Below are 18,283 nucleotides of genomic sequence, written 5' to 3'. Positions count from 1 at the left end.
ACATCCCGAAGCGCCAGCCAACCCACCACCAAAAACATCTGCTTCCATTGTACCGAAACCCCGGCCAATCGCCTACGAAAACGGCTTCTAATTTTGGTTGGTCAGGGTCTCTGGCCCCGGCGACCGCGAAAGTTTGGTATAATGTTCTAGACCGTAAGTCTTAACGGGCTTAATGACTGAATTTCTAAAGAACGACGCGGGTGTCTGGTAGCGACCGGGACCCGTATCACAGGAGAAAACATGGCAAAATTTGACTCACAGAATCACCGTGGCGGCCGCGACCGCTACGCCCACAATGACCGTAACGACCGGCACAGCTACCGGGACCGCCACCGCAACACTCACGGCAATCACCCGACCAGCCGCGGCTACAATGACCGCCGCCGGCAGGAACGCGAAGCTCCGAGCGTGACCGTGGAAGTCGGCCAACGTTTCCCATTGACCATCAAGCGCATGGGCATCAACGGCGAAGGCATCGGCTATTACAAGCGCATGGCCGTCTTTGTGCCCGGTGCCTTGACCGGTGAAGAGGCCGTCGTCGAAGTGACTAGCGTGGCCACCCGTTACCTACGGGCCAAGGTCCACCGCATCCGCAAGGCCAGCCCCCACCGCGTCGAACCGCGAGACAGCTACGCCGATGCCGTCGGCGGGTTCGAGCTGGAACATTTAGACTACCCCGAACAATTAAAATTCAAACGCGACATCGTGGCCCAATCGCTGGAGCGCTACCAACCCCAAGGCTTCCGCCACTACGACTTGCGGCCGACGCTGGGGATGGACAATCCCTATGGCTACCGCAACAAGGCCCAATTTCAGGTTCGCCGCAACGCCGCTGGCCAAGTTGAAGCCGGCCTGTACGCCGAACGCAGCCATGATTTAGTCGACCTGGCCACCTGTTCCGTGCAGATGCCCGTTACCATGACGGTCATGCGCGCCGTGGTGGCCATGCTTCAGGATTTGGACATGCCCATCTACGACGAAGAAGCCAAGTCCGGCATCGTCAAAACGCTGGTCGTGCGCGCGGCCGCCAATACCGACGACGTGCAGTTGGTCTTCATCACCAACTCCCAAAAGCTGCCGCACAAACGCGAACTGCTCGAACGCATCGCTAGCGAGCTGCCCCAGGTGACCTCCGTCATGCAAAACATCAACCCCGGTGAAACCTCACTGGTCTGGGGTGACGAGACGATCCATTTGGCTGGCGCCGAAGCCATCACGGAAAAGCTTGACGGCCTGGCCTTCAAGCTCTCCGCGCGGGCCTTCTTACAACTGAACCCCGCACAAATGACCGTGTTGTACGCCGAAGCCAAGAAGGCCTTGGACCTACAACCGGGCGAAACGGTGGTCGACGCCTATGCCGGGATCGGCACGATCGGCCTGTCGCTGGCCGACGTGGCCGAAGAGGTCCGCGGGATGGACGTCATCCCCGAAGCCGTCGCCGATGCCAACGCCAATGCGGCCGCCAACAGCATCACCAACGCCCATTATGAAGTGGGTACCGCCGAAGACCTGTTGCCGAAGTGGATCATGGCCGGATTCCGGCCGGACGCCATCGTGGTCGACCCACCACGCACCGGTTTGGACGCGACCTTGATTGAAACCATCCTGGCCGTCCGCCCCGAAAAGTTCGTCTACATTTCCTGCAACCCCTCGACGCTGGCCAAGGACTTAGTCGAGTTGACCCACGATTATCAGGTCGATTACATCCAGTCCGTGGACATGATGCCGCAGACCGCCCGCTGTGAAGCAGTGGTTAAACTAAGCCGCCGTCAATAGATTAATAGGCAGCAACTGCTTTTCGTGTTAGACTTTTAGATAACGATTGACGAACGAATTTTTTAGAAAGTTGGCAAATGACATGCAAGATCCTTTTAAGGGCTTCAACGACGATGATCAAAATAATCAAAATGGTAACGGCCCTCAAGGACTGCCGTTACCGCCTAATTACGCGACCGTCGTGAACCCCGAGACGGGAAACATGCGGATCGCTAAGGTGGGGTTCTCATGGACCATGTTCTTCTTCCCCCCATTTCCAGCCATCTTCCGTGCCGACTGGTATAACTTACTGTGTATCTTAGGGGTCGACCTAGGCGCATCCATGTTACTGATGATGACGGTCCCCGCTGCCCAAACCGCCCAATTCACGATTTCCGTTTGGCCACTGCTTCAAGGCCTACTGTGGGGGTCGCTGTACAACCTGATGTACTTCAAACACCTGTTCAATAAGGGGTTCATCCCCGCCGATGAGCGGTCCCGCGACCTGTTAGCGCGCGCCCACTATTGGTCACAACCAAAAGAATAAGTCATGAGTCGACTGGCCGTTGTTGCTGGTCGGCTTTTTAGTTGCCCTTTTATTTATCGTTGCCTCTTTTCCCAAGCCAAAAACCGCAACCAGTGGCAGTCGGCCGTGGTTGCGGTTTTTTAGTCAAGCCAGTTAGACTAGGCTTGTTTCGTGGGGTAAATCGTGAATTCATTAACGTTGACTTCAGCCGGTTGGTCAATGGCGAAGTTGACGACTCGGGCGATGGCGTCTGGCGTGATGCCGACCGCATCGTACAACTGGTCCATGCCTTGCTTGGCGGCTTCATCGGTGATGGTGTGCAATAATTCCGTATTGATGGCTGCTGGATACAGCGTGGCCGTGCGGATGTTGGTCCCTTCCTGGGCGCTTTCCGTCCGGATGACTTCCATTAGGTTCCGAACGGCGAACTTGGTGGCGCCATACACCCCGGCACCGGGGAAGCTCTTGATGCCGGCAACGGAAGACGTCGTGATGATTTGACCGTGCTTTTGGGTCGTGAAATCAGGCATGACGGCCGCCACTCCATTGAGTACACCACGCAAGTTGATGTCGATCATATCGTTCCATTCCTGCGTGTGCAGCGCACTGATGGGCGAGGTCGGCATGATGCCAGCGTTGTTGAAGATGACGTCGATGCCGCCAAATTTAGCCTTTGCCAAATCAACTAAGCCTTGGACCTCGGCAGCATCCCGCACGTCCGTCACCTGGTAAACGGCCTGGCCGCCGGCGTTGGTGATGTCAGTGACCAACGCTTCTAGCCGATCCGCACGACGGGCTCCCAAGACGACCTTGGCACCATTGCTGGCCAACAGCTTGGCGGTCGCGGCACCGATGCCCGAAGAGGCGCCCGTGATCACAACTACTTTGTTTTTAACAGTCATAATAAAATCGCTCCTATTCTTAAATGAATGTTGCCAGTATAAGCGGTTCGAGCGACTCTAAGTCAAGGACCGTGACCCCTCTTTTTAAAATTAATTCTTAAATAATCCTGTACTTTTTCCCGACCGGATTGCCCGTTCCCCCTAATTCTGGTATCTTAGGGAAAACGCTAACCGCACGACGAAGGAGAAATCTATGCAAACGACGCGTCCTGACAGCCCGGTGAAACGCTTCTTCAAAGGCGTCATCATTGCCCTGGGCTTTATTTTACCCGGTGTTTCCGGCGGGGTTCTCGCCGCTATCTTAGGCATTTACGAACGCTTATTAGGCTTCATGGCCCATTTTCGTCAAAATTTCAAACGGGACTTCTGGTACTTTGTGCCGGTCGGCCTGGGTGGCATCGTGGGGATCGCCCTGTTGTCCGCGCCGCTGGAATATCTGCTGGACCGCTGGCAAGTCATTGTGTTGTGGGGCTTTGCCGGCGCCATCGTGGGCACGTTGCCGTCATTGAACCAAACGGCCATCGCCCAAAGTCCGCGTGACGCCATCGACCACCTGTGGTTCTGGGGCACCCTGCTGATCAGCGGCGGCCTGCTGTACTTCATGAGCGACCTGTTCGGCACGTTGCCGGCAAACTTTGGTGGCTTCGTGGTCGCCGGGGCCCTGATTGCCCTGGGCGTATTGGTGCCGGGCCTGAGTCCGTCGAATCTCTTGTTGATTTTAGGCCTGTTCACGCCCATGCTGACCGGCTTTAAAAATTTCGACCTGCTGGGCGTCTACTTACCCATCGCCATCGGTGGCGTGTTGGCCATGGCGCTCTTTTCCAAGGGGATGGACTACCTCATCCACCGCTTCCATTCGCGGGTGTACCACTTCATTTTGGGGATCGTGACCGCCAGCACCATCTTGATCCTGGTGCCCGACAGCCACGCCGCCGAAAGCATCTCGTACGCCGGGGCCACCTGGGTGACGCTGGTCTGGAGCGCATTGGCACTGGTGGCCGGCGCTGCCTTGGGGTTTTGGATGAGCCGGTTGGAAGAAAAATATAAATAGACACGCTTCAACCGCCAGGAACGGTCAACGTTACTGGCGGTTTTTTGCTACCGCGGTTACTGTTACGGTACCTAAAAGCATTCAATTCTTCCAGTCGATAACGAAGAAATTCGATGATACTTTATTGGCCTTAAACCCATACAAACACATTTTCTTTCAAAGATTTGCGCAAAGATTTCGATTCAAAAAATAATCCTCACTTCTTCGCGTAGTTATTCTATGTAATACAAAAAATTGTTCTGATAGCGAATTCGCTATCAATAAAGGAGATAATGTGTTAGAATTCAGTTACTACGATTGGGAAGAATTTCAATCATTTCTATCGTCTTTACCCAAAAAAGATGCTGCACAGTTAGCAGAAACTTTATCTAAGATTCAAAAATTTGGTATGCTCAACTCAAGAAAACAGAAATGGGTGCGAGAACTAGAACATAACCTTTTTGAAATCCGTTCACGCCAGGCTAACAATATTCAGCGAGTCATTTATTTTCATTTCGAAAATGATCATTATGTCATTACACACGGATTTACTAAAAAAACGCAAAAGACTCCTCAAAGAGAAATTCAACGAGGACGCCATCGCCGTACGCTTTACACAACAAAAAGGAGTGACCAACATGACTAGTAAAATCGATGAGTACATCGCTCAGCAAAGTGCTAAAAGTGCTGAATTTGCAGCACAGGCTAATCAAACCGCAATCAATCTTGAAGTTGCCGTTGCCGTTCGTAAACTTCGTGAAGAGAAGCAGTTAACACAACGTGAATTTGGTAAATTAGTTGGTAAACCTCAATCTACAATTGCCCGTATTGAAGAAGGCCAAATGAACGTCTCCGTTAAAGTATTAAGCGAAATTGCTGCCGCCGTCAATAAAAAAGTCATTCTTCAATTCACTTAACCACACAAAAGTCCCAACCATCAATTACCGGTGGCTGGGACTTCTTTACGTCTCATTTAATTAGTCTTGATTCGGTTTAAACGCCCGCGTGGCGGCAACGGCCTGTTGCCAACCGGCGTACAGGTGGTTACGGCGGTCTTCGGCCATGTCCGGCGTGAAGACGCGGCCGGCATTGCGGATCTCCTTGATCTCGTCCAGGCTTTGCCAGAAGCCCACGGCCAGACCCGCCGCGATGGCGGCCCCCATGGCAGTGGTTTCCTCATCAGCCGCCCGTTGCACGGGAATATTGAGGATGTCCGCTTGAAACTGCATCAAATAGCGGTTCCGCGACGCCCCGCCATCGGCCATTAATTCAGGGATGTCGATGCCGGTGTCTTGCTTCATGGTTCGCAAGACGTCGCGCGTTTGGTAGGCAATCGACTGTAACGTCGCCTTCACGAAGTCGTTGCGGTCAGTTCCCCGCGTCAGGCCAAAGACGGCCCCCTTGGCGTCGGGATCCCAGTACGGCGCACCCAAGCCGTTGAAGGCGGGTACCACGTAGACTTCATCCTCATCGGTCGAGGCCATGGCCGCCTGCCGCGACTCCGGCACACTGCTGATGATCTTCATGCTCTCGTGCAGCCACGCCAGCGCGGTACCAGCCACCAGGATGGACCCTTCAAGCGCATAGGTCACCTGACCGTCCAGCTGATAGGCAATCGTCGTCAACAGGTTGTGTTTGGACAATTGCGGCTCATGGCCGGTATTCATCATGACGAAGGCCCCGTCACCGTACGTGTTCTTGACGGTCCCGGGTTCCAGCGCCAACTGCCCCAGCAGCGCGGCGGATTGGTCCCCGACGATGCCCGCAATTGGCACTTCGACGCCATAGAATTGGAAATTCTGCGTCACGCCGTAGACCTCAGAACTGGATTTGACCTCTGGCAACATGGCGGCCGGGATGTTGAGCCATTTCAAAATGTCCGTATCCCACTGGAGCGTGTGGATATTAAACAACATGGTCCGGCTGGCGTTACTGTAGTCGGTCACGTGAATGTTGCCGCCCGACAATTTCCACGCCAGCCAACTGTCGACCGTCCCAAATAACAGCTCGCCCTTTTCGGCGCGTTCCTGGGCACCGGGCACGTGATCTAAGATCCAGCGTACCTTGGTGGCACTGAAGTAAGCGTCGACCACCAGTCCGGTCTTTTCCTTAATCGTTTCCGCCCGACCGGCCGCGACCAATTCCTTGGCGAGACTGGCCGTCTGTTGACTTTGCCAACCAATGGCATGGTAAATGGGTTCGCCGGTGACCTTGTCCCACACGATGGTGGTTTCCCGTTGGCTACTGATGCCGATGGCCTGGATGTTTTCCGGGTGAATCGAGGCGTCGATCAGGGCGCTAGCAATCACCGATAGCACGCTGTTCCAGATCTCGTTGGCGTCAGATTCGACCCAACCGGGATGCGGATAGTACTGTGGCACTTCCTTGTACCCCTCAATGACCTTACGCCCCGTGTGATCAAAGATCAGTGCCCGCGTGCTACTGGTCCCTTGGTCAATGGCTAACAGATAGTTTTCCGGCTTCTTCAATGCCATATGTAAAACTCCCTCCAAAATTAGCGTTACAGTAAGCGGTTCCAACTCAATTGCATTAATCATAGCACGACCCTTGTGAAAAATGCCAGAGTTTGTCCCGGCGCCGGGTGCGTTTGAAACTTTCTTAAGAAATCAGCCGCTCATTTTTGAAACTGGTGAGTCTGACCGCCTTGCCGTTCGCCAACTATGAGTCGACACGCTGAGGGCCGGTCTTGGCTATCAAATCGAAGCAGGCAGCTTTACACCACCAACCGTTGCCCCGCCAAAAATGACTGCGCAAAGTCGGCGTCGTCTTTGACTTGCTTGCCGAATTCGTCGATCAGCGCGTGGAACTCTTGGCAATCGGCTAGGCCCAATGGAAACTGGCGCAGAACTTGTTTTTGAAAAGCCGGGTACGTCTTGGGCATGGTCGCGCCGAGCCAGGCAAACAGGCGGCGCGCGTAGGTATCGACCATGAAGGTGCCGTGGTCCAGCGTGTACATCAAGATGTAGTCGGCCGTTTCGTTGCCGATACCGGTAATGGCCATGAGATCCGCGCGCAGACTACTGCCGGAACGTTGCTTGAGCGCGGCCAAATCATCATTGGCCTGCCCCAACCAGGTGGCCAGCGCCAAAATGGCGGGACCCTTGCGATTGTAGAAACCGCTGGAGCGAATCAGTGGCGTGATGGTTGTCGGCGTCAGTGCCCGCAATTTGGCCGGGTCAAAGCCCGTGACGCGTTTCAAATTGATCAGTGAAGGCTCCACGTTGCGCCAGTTGGTGTTTTGGACCAAGATGGCGCCCAGCATGATTTCCACGGGCGTCTCCGCCCACGGTGTCCCCGGTTTCAGCCAAGGTTGCGGCCCCATTTCTGCGGCCATGCGGTGGTACAGTTCTTCAATCGTCATGCGTGTCCTCCTTGTTTATGGTTAAGTTGTTTTGGGCGACACGGTCCGTGCTGGCCGCCTGGCCGTTTGCGCGAGGCTTGGAAGCGAGCCGGCAGACCGCCCCTCAGGCTGGAGGCGTTCCCCAGAACAGGCGGAACCCCTGTCAGCCGCAGGCGCTCCCCCTATCCACCCGTCAAAAAAGCTAGCCGCGCGCGATACGTGACTAGCCCTTAACGCTTCTCTTTATTTAGCACCATTGTTGCGCTTGATGACCAAGCGGATATCTTCATCCGTGCCTTCTGGGTGCAGCTCCTCTTTGTAATCGAAGTTCGCGCTTTGGAAGTACTTCTTGATTTCATCGTTGATTGTCTCGACGGCGCGCACGTCTTTGTCTTGCCGTTTCAATAAAAGCGTGTATTCCTTTGAATCCTCATCGACGTTTTCAAAACGATACTCAATCGCTTCGGAATTCAAAATTTCTTGAATCAACTGCCGTTCTGTCATCATGTTTACCTCGCTTAAATTTAGTCTACTTCCTCATTGTAAAGTTATTTAGAAAATTTGTTAACTATTTCGTTACAAGTTCCGTTAGTTCTGGTGACAAATTTCCTTTAAAATGGGTATACTGGTCAACAAGCACTTGGGAAAGGAAGCGACGCCATGCGTCCTCGCATTGCTTTGCCCGCCGATACACTCGACGAGGCCACTAATATCATCAACGAAAGAAACGCGGCTTTTGCCCCGCGACCGGCCGTCGAAGCCATTGTCAAAACCGGCGGCCTACCCATTATTTTACCCAGCATCGACCCGGAAGACGTGGCCGACTACCTGCCCCTATTTGATGGGGTCGCCTTTCTCGGCGGGGCCGACGTGGATCCGACCTTCTTTGGCGAGGAACCCCACATGCGACTCGGCAAGACCTACCGCAAGCGGGATTTATTTGAAATCGAACTGCTAAAACAGGCCGTCGCCGCCAACAAGGCTATCTTGGGCATTTGCCGCGGCCTGCAGCTGATCAATGTGGGCTTGGGCGGCACGCTGTACCAAGACCTGAGCGAAGATCCGCTGGCCCAGCTCAAACACAGCCAGGCCGCCATGGGCAATCAGCCTAGCCACCACGTTACGGTCGTGCCCGACAGCACGCTGGCCACCCTGACCGGCAAGCGGCCCTACGTCAATTCGCGCCACCATCAGGCCATCAAGGACGTCGCCCCCAGTCTGCGGGTGACCGCCAGCGCCGACGACCAGGTCATTGAAGCGCTCGAATCCAAGGCCGATGATCAGATCCTGGGTGTCCAGTGGCATCCGGAAAACATGTACAAGCACCACGCCGAATCGCGCCAGATTTTCCAAAATTTCGTCGACCGTGCGGCGAGCCGCATGTAAAAAGTTGGTAAAGGGCCTTTTCATTGGCCGGCACTTCCATTACACTAGAGTTTGTGACAGAAAACTAGGAGGTGTGTGGTCGTGGCGAAAATGAAGGACTTTGGGCAACGGATGCGTTTTTTAGGCTTCTCCATCGTCCTGAACTCGGCGGCCAACGCCTTAACCATCTCCACCAACCTGGGGAGTGCCGTGTGGACCGGGTCGTCCGTGAACCTGGCCAACTGGATTCACGTACCCCTAGGAACGACGCTGTTTATCTACGGCATCGTCATTACGCTGTTGAACCAACTGTTACTGGGACAATTCGACCGGCGACGGTTCGTCTCCAACCTGCTGTACATCATCCCCTTCAGCTACCTGGTCGAATGGATCGGCTATTTCTGGAACTGGCTAGGGGTGGGACAACTGTCCCTAACTGGCCGCGTCATCGTCGACATCATTGGTTTGTTCGGCGTTGCCTTTGCCGTGTCCATTTACAACCGGTGCAACATCATCATGCACCCCAACGATGACCTGGCGTACATTCTGCGGTTCAAATACCTCCGCGGCTCCGCCATCATCGCCCAGTGGGCCAGTTACGCGCCGCCGCTGTTGATCATCATCCTGTCTTATCTCTTCACCGGTGAGCTGCACGCCATTGGTTTTGGGACGATTTGGGCCTTGGTCACCCAGGGCATCGTCATGGGCTGGGCCGACTATCACGTCTTTCCGCGGTTAAAACACCACGTCGACGTTTAAAATTTAATGAGCAATTACCACAGCGAGTGGCTCCATGTTTTCAGGAGCTAGTCGCTGTTTTTGTGTCTAAATCTGGCGTCATCCAACGCCCCCTGAACAAAATCGCCGACAACTACCGTCGGTGACAACCCTTGTCAGACCGGCTTAGCGCCAGTTTTTTGGCTCAATAAACTTTCTGGCGTAACCATTTCTGGTTGAAACCGTCTTGCCATGGGGTCACTTTTTAAAATCTGTGTAAACGGCATTTTTCAATTATCACTCTATTAATGAAAATTGATAAATCCCGTTATCATCCCATTTAGAGTAGCTTTTACAACAATAATTATGCTATACTACAGCTAATTAGAGGACTAAAAGTAAAAGGGGTGTGCTAAATGACTAGGGTAATTAGCAAACTGATGACGGCCGGATTAACGGTAATTTTATTGACCGGCCTCGCAGCGCCAGCACTGGCACAAGCAGATACAACGACAGATACTGTCACGACGACGAAACAGGCCAAGAGTGAAAGCGCTATCAAAATCAGTGCGGTCGAAACACCGTACGCTTACTTCAGTACGACTAGCGGCATCAAACGCTTGTCAACGCTAACGGGCTGGCCGGAGAGTTTAACGGTTGACCAGCTCAAAGACGATGACTACATGCAAAAACTGCAAGCTAGTCATCCCATAGATGATACATTAAATCTCAATGACATCCGCGACGGCATGTTGACTATGGCCGAATCGGTGTCCAGTTTTGATTTACAAAAGTCTTTCCTTGCCAATCTGCTTGATGCAGAGAACATTGCCGTATCTGATACCGAATACGTTGACACACTTACTACTGGAACACTCATGGATCTTTGGATGACCAAAATGGTGATGATCACCCGCCAAACTGGAACAATCGATCAAGCAGCGATGGCCCAAGACTATGCAGAAAACATGATTCCAGAACTAAAACGGTTGAATCTTTCCGAAACCATCATCAACGCCTATAACCCGGCAATATTCTCGGCAAAGGACTTTGAAACCCATATTTGGCTAGTTTTCCAACAAAAATATGATCAGCTTATTACCCAACTCCCTGCCTTGGCTGAGTTGTCTTCCGCGGAGGCTCATAAAATTGATCCGGTGGAAAGTGTCGCTGAACAAAAGAGACTCCTACTGGCTCCCATGAGCGATTACCTCACCAAACTTCGAGATGGGTCTTACCGACTAAGCGGTAGCGTATTAAATATGTTCATCTTCATCAGCACCGGTCTACCACCCGAGGTCACGCCAACGCCGACTCCCACTCCGACGCCTGCAAAAGCACAACCGGTAACGGTCCGCTACGTCGATGAACAAGGAAAAACGCTGGCACCGGACCAACTGTTGACCGGCGAACTGGGCGCGAGCTACCACAGTGACGCTTTAGACATCCCCAACTACACGCTGACGAAAACGCCCGCCAACGCCACGGGGACCTTTACCAGTGACGCTCAGACGGTAACCTACGTTTACGCCAAGCCAGCCCTGCAAACTGGGAGCGCTGCCGCCACCGTCGACCCGGTTGCGCCTAAGGGAACCGTGATCTACGCCACCAAGAAGATCGGTCTCTACCGCACGGCTACCTTTAGTAAGAAACAGGTAAAACGCTGGTACGCCAAGAAGTCGCGGACAAACCGGCCCATGTTTGTGGTCACCGGCTACGCCAAATCCAAGAACGGCGTCAAACGCTACCACGTCAAGGACGTCAATCACCACAGTAAGACGGCTGGCAAGACCGGCTACGTCACGACCAAACGGGCCTACACCGCACCGGTTTACTACGCCAAGAAGCACGCCAAGATCACGGTCATCAATCCGGCCGGGGTCAACGGCTATGCCAAACAAAATCTCACCCAGAAACGGGCGCACTACCGGCAAGGCCAGGTTCTGAAGGTCAAACGCATCGTGCGCCACAACCTGACGACCCGTTTCGTCTTGACTAACGGCCGCTACGTCACGGCCAACAAGCAACTGGTCCAAGCCGGCAAGGTCCAAATGCCGAAGCGGATCAAAACCAAGCATGCCATCAACCGTTACACCACGGCGAACCTGACCCGAAAGAATCGCCATATCGCCAATCACACGACGCTCAAGGTCACCGGCTGGGCCTACTCAAACGCTAACAACTTCAATAAGCGCGACACCCTCCGGTACCACGTGGCGGGCGGCTACATCACCGCTAATAAGCACTTGGTGCGCGTGGTTAAGTAACAGTTGCCTTAACCCCAGGTAGTAGCTAAACTGACGACTAGTCTTTCAGTAACACAGTGTTACTGATAGCCGTCAACCTTGCCGGAGGCAGCCTGGGTGGAGCCAGCTGTGTCGGCGGTGTTGGCTGAGGTTTTGTCTCAGCCTACAGCGCGGGACGACTTGAGAGACTGGCGGTCTTTGCCAGGCTTTCAAGCGAACCGGAAGACCGCTCCTCAGGCTGGAGGTGTTCCCCAGAGCAGGTGGAACCCTGGCTGACGCAGGCGTCTGGTTTCACCAATTTGAGTGGACAGAACACCGTCGTTACAGCAATCAGCGTCTTAATTTTAGGTTCAACCTTCAGATCTTTAACCACAACAAAAGCAGTAGCAACGACTGAGAAGTCGGGGCTACTGCTTTTTTAGGTGATGTTTGGAGTCAACACACAGTCGCTAACGTCTTTACTTAAAGACCTTGGCCAACTGGTCAAAGTCCACGGTTCCCAGTCCGGCGGCTTGATTGTAAGTCTTGCCGGGTTGGCCAACGTAGTAGAGATTGCCGTTGTTCGTGTCAGAATCCAATTTGGTAAACGGCGATTGACTGGTCTGGGCTAACGCGTACAGTTGCGGGTTCCACAGCCCCATGCGCTTGCTGCGGTCACTGTTGATGACGGCGGCCATGGCGGCAAACTGTGGCGCAACCACGCTGGTCCCACCGACCGTGCTCCAGCCGTCGCTACTGTTGTAGTCGTCATAACCGGTCAACGGATCAGCATCGGCCACGACATCCGGATAATTCCGCCCACTGGCCTTGCCCGTGATCAGGCTGGCATTCAGCTGGGGCAGGCCGTCGCTATTCAGATACTGCCGTGCGTTGTAGGTGTTCACCCCGGAAACGCCCTTTTGGTATTGTGGCGTCGCATACAGCGTGGAAATTCCGCCGCCACTACCACTCTGCAGCATGCTCATCAGATCAGAATTCTTTTGGAAGAAGGCCCGGTCTTGGGCGTAGGCGTCAAATAAGGCGTCGCCACCCCAGGTCCGTTCCTTGGTAATCTTGACCTCGGCGCCATCGGCCAACGTGCCTTCAACCGGCAACGTGGTCCCCCCGGTCGCCGTGACCCACGGGTTGTTGGCGGGGAAATTGGCGTAGATGCCCTCATCGACATCCCCATTTTTAGCCAATTCTTCGCCGTAAGCACCGGTGTCACCACTGGCCGCAAACGTGGAGACACCTTGCACGGCTCCTTGTGCCAGCAACGTGTTCATGATGCTGCCGTATAGCGGGGTCAAGACGTGATATTGATTGAGGCTTTGCAGCACGCCTTCCGACAAGCCCCAGCTCAACGACAACGTGCTGGCTTTATTTTCACCAAACGCGGTCGCAAAGGCATTGAGCCAACCAACATCGCTCAACGAAGCCGTGTAAACACGAATCTTGGCCTTGGGCGCTAAGGCCCCAGCCTGTTCCACGTCCAGCGACGTTTCGGCATTGCCGGGATCGACATTGCCCCAAATATTCATGCCACCCGTTGACTTGACACTGATGCGATTAGCCGAAGCGGGCACGCCTTCAGCGGACCAGAAATGGGTGATGTCTGACTTGTTGACCTTGCTAAAGCTGATGATACCGATGGTTTGCCCGCTACCGTTATTGCCACTGGTCAGGCCGGTGGCATTATATTGCTTCAAGAAGTTTTGCGGTGCACCATCGCTGGTGGGACCGTCCGTCGTGGTGCTGGCCGTGTCCGCGAGACTGGACAGCTTGACTAAGTTCGTGATCCCGACCACGGCCTTGATGGGCTTGGCCACGTTCTTCGGCAGCTTCGGTGTCTTCTTGGAATACTGAATCTTGGTGCCGTGGTAGCGCGCCGTCTTTAATTTGGTGGCAAAGGTCTTGTCGACCGCACTGGCACTCCCCTTGATCTGCATGATCAGGCCATCATTAAAGGTCGTTACTTTAAACTTATGTGCTTTAAAATATTTGGCTAACCGCTTGGTTGTGGTCGTGGACTGACCGAACTTTTGGCGGAACTGTTTGGGTGTTAGGTAGGACTTGAACTGCCGATTGCCCGCCGTGTTGACGGCGTAGGCTGTCTGGGTCAATTTCGCTGAATTCCGGGTGTTCAAGACCAAATCTAAGGTCACCGTCTTGCTAGATGAGACTTGTTTGACATTGGTTAATCCGGCCAATTGGCCTTCACGATACGGCGTGGCGACCGTGCTGGTAGTGGCCGCGGTGGCTTGCAGACCACCAAAGCCCCCCAGCCCCACAATCAGGCCGGCCACGAGAAAACGAATCTTCATAGGACATCCCCTCCATTTAGCATTATTATACGCTGTCGTCTCGGCAAACGGTGGCCCCAATTCTTCCGTTAAGCAACATAACTAAATGGCCGAATCAAGTGCCCGCTAACGAGGGGATGGCCAATCACGCTGCTGCCGTTACGGATGGTTGGACCGGACCGTAGTTGTGGTAGTTCTTAGGGTAAACGGTCGGGCAATTTCGGCGATGTGGCTAAACACAGTCTACGTTGGTGTTTGACTGGCCGCCTGCCGTTGCGCGAAAGATGAGCTGGTTCGCTGTGGGCGGACGGGCCGAGCCTGAGAAGCGGTCTCGGCACCTCGCTTTGAGCCGAAACCCACGTCTCAAAGGCGCCAGTTTGCTAAGCGGCCAGGCCCGTGCCGCTAAGCAAACTCCCACGGCTGAGCTCATCTTTCGCTCCACTCTCGGCTACGGTAGTGGCTATCAACGACTGTTGTTTAAGCCACTCACCGATTAGCCAGTCGACCACTACCCAATACAATCATCGATGTTACCCTCCTAACCGCCAAACTAGTCCGCACTGGTCGCCTTGCCATTCGCCAAATATGAGTTGGAACGCTGAGGGCGCCGGACCAAAGGACGGTCTTGCCGCTAAGCAAACTCCCACAGCTGAACTCATATTTGGCGAACTATCGACTACGGTAGTGATTGACAGCGCCCCTTGTTCAAACCACTCGTCAATTACCCTGACCACTCTATCCGAAGTCAGTGCTCTCAAAAAATTCGACAATATCTTTAAATACCACTCAGCCGAAGTCTTTTCCTTAGCGAAACACCCAGCGTGCCCACTCCCAAGACAAACCAAAAAGGAGACCAGGCCACACTGCCTCATCTCCCACAATCACTTACGATTCGATATTTTGGGTCAAGATAAACTGCTTAATTTCCTTCAACGTCCGTTTGGTCTCGGGGAGCTTGCCCCATAAGATGTAATCATGCAGCATCGACTTGACCTCGCGGGCCTTGTACGGGGTGCCGCTGGCTTCGGCTAGCTTTTGGACCAGCCGTTGGTCATCGGCCGCCAGTAGTTCGTTGGTGCCGTAGTACAACAGGATTGGCCCCAGGTCGTCGAAATCGCCGTAAATGGGGCTGACCAGCGGATCGGTCACCGGATGGTCGCCGGCATAATCGAAGCCGATCTTTTTTAAGGTCGCCAGCGTCAAATACGGGTCATTTTTTGCGGCGGCCTTTAAATCGGGATTCATCATGCTCAGGTCCGCCCACGGTGAGATCAACACGGACCCCGCCGGCAATGGCTTTTGGTGGATCTTCAGCTGTTGCAGCAGCGTTAACGCCAGCCCGCCGCCCGCGGAATCGCCCATCAAGAAGAACTGGTCATCCGGATACTGCGCCAGCAAGTAATCATAGGCGTTCATGGCGAAAATCACGGTTTCATCGACCGTGGCTTCCGGCACCAGCGGATAATCGACGTACGAGACCCGCAGATTGGCCTGCTGGATCAGCGTTTCCATCAATTCCCGGTGGCTGTCGATGCCCTGCATCGTGTAGGCCCCACCGTGAAACAACAACACGTGTTGCCGCAACGGTGCGCCCGAAGCCGCCGTTAAAATACGCCCACCAAAGACTTGTCGTTCCTTCGTCACGATGGTAGCCGGAAACTTCTCGGGCACCACGGCCCGGTTTTGCCGACTGGGCTGTAAAAATGCTTGTTGAATCTGCTGTTTGAGCTGACTATGCTGGGTCTTGAAGAGTAACCATTTCCCACGCAAACTCACGACTATCACCCTATCTTTTTGCCTTCATCAAATTCTCTCGACTTATATTGCCAGTATACAGCGTTTCGGGAAAAAACGCCTCCCTTAGAGTGAATTACTAGGTAATTTTCCCCAAAACCGTTAGAATAGAAGACGTAACGATTGCGATGAAAGGGTGGCAAAAAGCCAATGACAAATAACCGAAAACTAAACGTGACTGGCGGCTGGAATTTCCGGGAACTAGGTGGCTATTCAACCGTTGACGGACACACCGTCAAGTGGCACAAGTTACTGCGGACGGACGGGTTGGCACGGCTTACCCCGGATGACCAGACGTTACTGCAAGACTACGGGGTCGTAGCGGACGTTGACTTCCGTTCCAATGCCGAACGCCAGCAAGCGCCCGACAAGGTTCCGGCCGGGGTCAAGTATCATTTTCTCCCGGTCTTCCCTGAAGGCGACGAGACCGACGCCTCCGCCACCCAAGAAGAGTTGGAACAGCGCTTCAACAGCAATGATCAGGCCGGCTACCAGCACATGCTCGACGTTTACCGCAAAATGGTGACGTTGCCCAGCGCCCAAGCCGCCTACCACGACTTCTTCGCGACGCTGTTGACCAACGAACAAACGGAAAAATCCGTGTTGTTCCACTGTACCGCCGGCAAGGACCGGACCGGGATGGGCGCGTTTTTGACCTTGAATGCCCTAAACGTTGACCCCCAAACCATTCAGCAGGATTACCTGTTGACCAACGCCAACGTGATGCCGCTGGTGGATAAGCAAAGCGAGCAGGCCCGACAAAGCGGTCACTCGGAGGCGTTTGTCACCAACATCCGGGCGCTATCGACCGTCAATCCCGATTATCTCGCCGCCGCAACCAAGGTCATCAACACCCAGTACGGCGGGGTGCAGGATTACTTGCACGACGTCTTGGACTTGTCGCACACTGACTTAACCAATTTACGCAAACTCTATTTGGACTAGAACTCCTTACCAGGCTAACCGCTTTACGGGTAGTCTGGTTTTTTAACTGGAAAGGACTGGATAAGATGAAGAAAAAAACACTGACCTGGGCCTTGCCACTGGCGGGAATCGCCCTGACCTCACTGGCCGCCAGCGAACACCTTTTTAATTTCGCCTTCAAGCGCGTCAACTACGTCCCGGAGACCTCCGCGGACAAGCAGAAATACGCCGATGCCTATTACGCCTACGTGGACTGGTACCAGCAGATTCCTAAGGAAAAATGGTATCTGCACGAACACGACCCGCAAAACCGCATGGTGGCTGAATACATCCCCGCCGAAACGCCCAGCCGCCAGACCGTTATCATTTCACACGGCTACAAGGGCAACGGCGAGACCATGGCCAACTTTGCCCAAATGTATCACCGCCTCGGCTTCAATGTCTTGCTTCCGGACGACCGGGGCCACGGCGAAAGCGCCGGCAAGTACATCAGCTTTGGTTGGCTCGATCGCCTCGACTACTTACAATGGATCCAACAGGTCATCGACCGGGCGGACAACGACGTCAAGATCCTTCTGTTCGGCGTCAGCATGGGGGGCGCAACGATGGAAATGCTCTCCGGGGAAACGTTGCCGGACCAGGTCAAGGCCATCATCGCCGACTGTGGCTACTCCAGCATCGAGGCCGAGCTGACCTACCTGTTGAAGCGCCAATTCCACCTGCCCAAGTACCCCATCGAACCGCTGGTCAGCACCATTTCCAAGCGCCGATTGGGCTATTATCTGGGCGACGTGACCGCCACGGAACAGTTGCAGAAAAACAAGCGGCCCATTCTCTTCATTCACGGGGAAAAGGACGTGTACGTGCCGGTGGGGATGGCCTACGAAAATTACGCGGCCACCCATGCCCCCAAGCAATTGTGGATTGTGAAAAATGCGTCGCACGCCGAAAGTTTTTGGATCAACCCGGCCCGTTACCAGCAACACGTGACGGAATTTCTCCAAACATACTTCGACGGTGAGTGAACCTTAAGCTTAACTTAACGGCATTTGGCCGGCTATCGCAATTCCTTCACACTTTAGTTTTTCTTTACCAATTAATCAAAAAGTCATCATGACTTTGCCCCGATTCTATTCACAAACTCCGGGTATAGTAATAACCATAGTAATTAGCCAATACCGATTACTACTAAATTCTATTCCAATCCCTTTTGATTCTCTCCCCCTAAGAGAATCATCCCCATGGTTAGGTTCCCTCAAGCCTAGCCACTCCTCTAAAATACATTTACACCCCCTAATGTGAATGTACTCCTCATGAAAAAAGTTCGGCATCGCTCTTCCCCGAGAGTGACGCCGAACTTTTTTTGTTTTGGGCTGAAAGT

At 53.8% G+C, this 18,283-nt stretch carries 16 protein-coding genes; 10 read left to right on the top strand and 6 right to left on the bottom strand.

Annotated elements, in window-relative coordinates; genetic code table 11:
* Positions 1 to 240: 240 nt before the first annotated feature.
* On the top strand, positions 241 to 1,776 hold the full coding sequence (gene rlmD / locus LKH74_RS03620) for a 23S rRNA (uracil(1939)-C(5))-methyltransferase RlmD (RefSeq protein ID WP_287788224.1): 1,536 nt from the start codon (positions 241 to 243) through the stop codon (positions 1,774 to 1,776).
* 82 nt (positions 1,777 to 1,858) lie between these two features.
* Positions 1,859 to 2,302: a hypothetical protein gene (locus LKH74_RS03615; protein WP_135367094.1), complete on the top strand. Its 444-nt coding sequence runs from the start codon at positions 1,859 to 1,861 to the stop codon at positions 2,300 to 2,302.
* A gap of 137 nt (positions 2,303 to 2,439) precedes the next feature.
* On the opposite strand, the gene LKH74_RS03610 is transcribed toward LKH74_RS03615, so the two are convergent.
* Positions 2,440 to 3,183 (bottom strand): SDR family oxidoreductase, encoded by a 744-nt coding sequence (locus LKH74_RS03610; protein ID WP_287788223.1) that lies wholly within the window; start codon positions 3,181 to 3,183, stop codon positions 2,440 to 2,442.
* 193 nt (positions 3,184 to 3,376) lie between these two features.
* Between LKH74_RS03610 and LKH74_RS03605 the strand changes: the two genes are divergently transcribed.
* The 3 genes from LKH74_RS03605 to LKH74_RS03595 all read left to right on the top strand — a co-directional run bounded on the left by LKH74_RS03605 (position 3,377) and on the right by LKH74_RS03595 (position 5,130).
* The gene (locus tag LKH74_RS03605) at positions 3,377 to 4,234 is read left to right on the top strand and encodes a DUF368 domain-containing protein (protein ID WP_287788222.1); all 858 of its coding nucleotides are present in this window, start codon (positions 3,377 to 3,379) and stop codon (positions 4,232 to 4,234) included.
* A gap of 274 nt (positions 4,235 to 4,508) precedes the next feature.
* Positions 4,509 to 4,859: a type II toxin-antitoxin system RelE/ParE family toxin gene (locus tag LKH74_RS03600; RefSeq protein ID WP_287788220.1), complete on the top strand. Its 351-nt coding sequence runs from the start codon at positions 4,509 to 4,511 to the stop codon at positions 4,857 to 4,859.
* Positions 4,852 to 5,130, top strand: coding sequence for a helix-turn-helix domain-containing protein (locus tag LKH74_RS03595; protein WP_287788219.1), 279 nt, complete (start codon positions 4,852 to 4,854; stop codon positions 5,128 to 5,130). The genes LKH74_RS03600 and LKH74_RS03595 overlap by 8 nt, the downstream gene beginning before the upstream one ends.
* A gap of 60 nt (positions 5,131 to 5,190) precedes the next feature.
* Here LKH74_RS03595 and glpK read toward each other — a convergent pair whose 3' ends face one another.
* The 3 genes from glpK to LKH74_RS03580 all read right to left on the bottom strand — a co-directional run bounded on the left by glpK (position 5,191) and on the right by LKH74_RS03580 (position 8,078).
* Positions 5,191 to 6,708 (bottom strand): glycerol kinase GlpK, encoded by a 1,518-nt coding sequence (gene glpK / locus LKH74_RS03590; RefSeq protein WP_135367098.1) that lies wholly within the window; start codon positions 6,706 to 6,708, stop codon positions 5,191 to 5,193.
* 239 nt (positions 6,709 to 6,947) lie between these two features.
* Complete coding sequence (locus LKH74_RS03585) at positions 6,948 to 7,595, bottom strand: endonuclease III domain-containing protein (RefSeq protein WP_287788217.1); 648 nt, start codon at positions 7,593 to 7,595, stop codon at positions 6,948 to 6,950.
* A 222-nt stretch (positions 7,596 to 7,817) separates the two neighbouring features.
* Entirely contained in the window at positions 7,818 to 8,078 is a 261-nt protein-coding gene (locus LKH74_RS03580) for a hypothetical protein (RefSeq protein ID WP_135367100.1), read from the bottom strand.
* A gap of 156 nt (positions 8,079 to 8,234) precedes the next feature.
* On the opposite strand from LKH74_RS03580, the gene LKH74_RS03575 reads away from it, so the two are divergent.
* The 3 genes from LKH74_RS03575 (at position 8,235) to LKH74_RS03565 (ending at position 11,923) form a co-directional block, all read left to right on the top strand.
* Positions 8,235 to 8,960: a gamma-glutamyl-gamma-aminobutyrate hydrolase family protein gene (locus LKH74_RS03575; RefSeq protein WP_287788215.1), complete on the top strand. Its 726-nt coding sequence runs from the start codon at positions 8,235 to 8,237 to the stop codon at positions 8,958 to 8,960.
* A gap of 81 nt (positions 8,961 to 9,041) precedes the next feature.
* Positions 9,042 to 9,698: a YczE/YyaS/YitT family protein gene (locus LKH74_RS03570; RefSeq protein WP_135367102.1), complete on the top strand. Its 657-nt coding sequence runs from the start codon at positions 9,042 to 9,044 to the stop codon at positions 9,696 to 9,698.
* Between the two features lie 374 nt (positions 9,699 to 10,072).
* Positions 10,073 to 11,923, top strand: a complete 1,851-nt coding sequence (locus tag LKH74_RS03565; RefSeq protein ID WP_287788212.1) for a DUF5776 domain-containing protein — start codon at positions 10,073 to 10,075, stop codon at positions 11,921 to 11,923.
* A gap of 437 nt (positions 11,924 to 12,360) precedes the next feature.
* Here LKH74_RS03565 and LKH74_RS03560 read toward each other — a convergent pair whose 3' ends face one another.
* Positions 12,361 to 14,205: a S53 family peptidase gene (locus LKH74_RS03560; protein ID WP_287788210.1), complete on the bottom strand. Its 1,845-nt coding sequence runs from the start codon at positions 14,203 to 14,205 to the stop codon at positions 12,361 to 12,363.
* A gap of 864 nt (positions 14,206 to 15,069) precedes the next feature.
* Positions 15,070 to 15,960 (bottom strand): alpha/beta hydrolase, encoded by an 891-nt coding sequence (locus LKH74_RS03555; protein ID WP_135367105.1) that lies wholly within the window; start codon positions 15,958 to 15,960, stop codon positions 15,070 to 15,072.
* A 168-nt stretch (positions 15,961 to 16,128) separates the two neighbouring features.
* On the opposite strand from LKH74_RS03555, the gene LKH74_RS03550 reads away from it, so the two are divergent.
* Positions 16,129 to 16,923 (top strand): tyrosine-protein phosphatase, encoded by a 795-nt coding sequence (locus LKH74_RS03550; protein WP_135367106.1) that lies wholly within the window; start codon positions 16,129 to 16,131, stop codon positions 16,921 to 16,923.
* Between the two features lie 65 nt (positions 16,924 to 16,988).
* Positions 16,989 to 17,927: an alpha/beta hydrolase gene (locus LKH74_RS03545; protein WP_135367107.1), complete on the top strand. Its 939-nt coding sequence runs from the start codon at positions 16,989 to 16,991 to the stop codon at positions 17,925 to 17,927.
* Positions 17,928 to 18,283 lie beyond the last annotated feature (356 nt).

The organism is Levilactobacillus sp. (genome assembly GCF_022646225.1).
Classification (GTDB): domain Bacteria; phylum Bacillota; class Bacilli; order Lactobacillales; family Lactobacillaceae; genus Levilactobacillus; species Levilactobacillus suantsaiihabitans.
The sequence above is the reverse complement of the archived record's forward strand: the minus strand, read 5'-3'. Positions and strand labels throughout refer to the sequence as shown.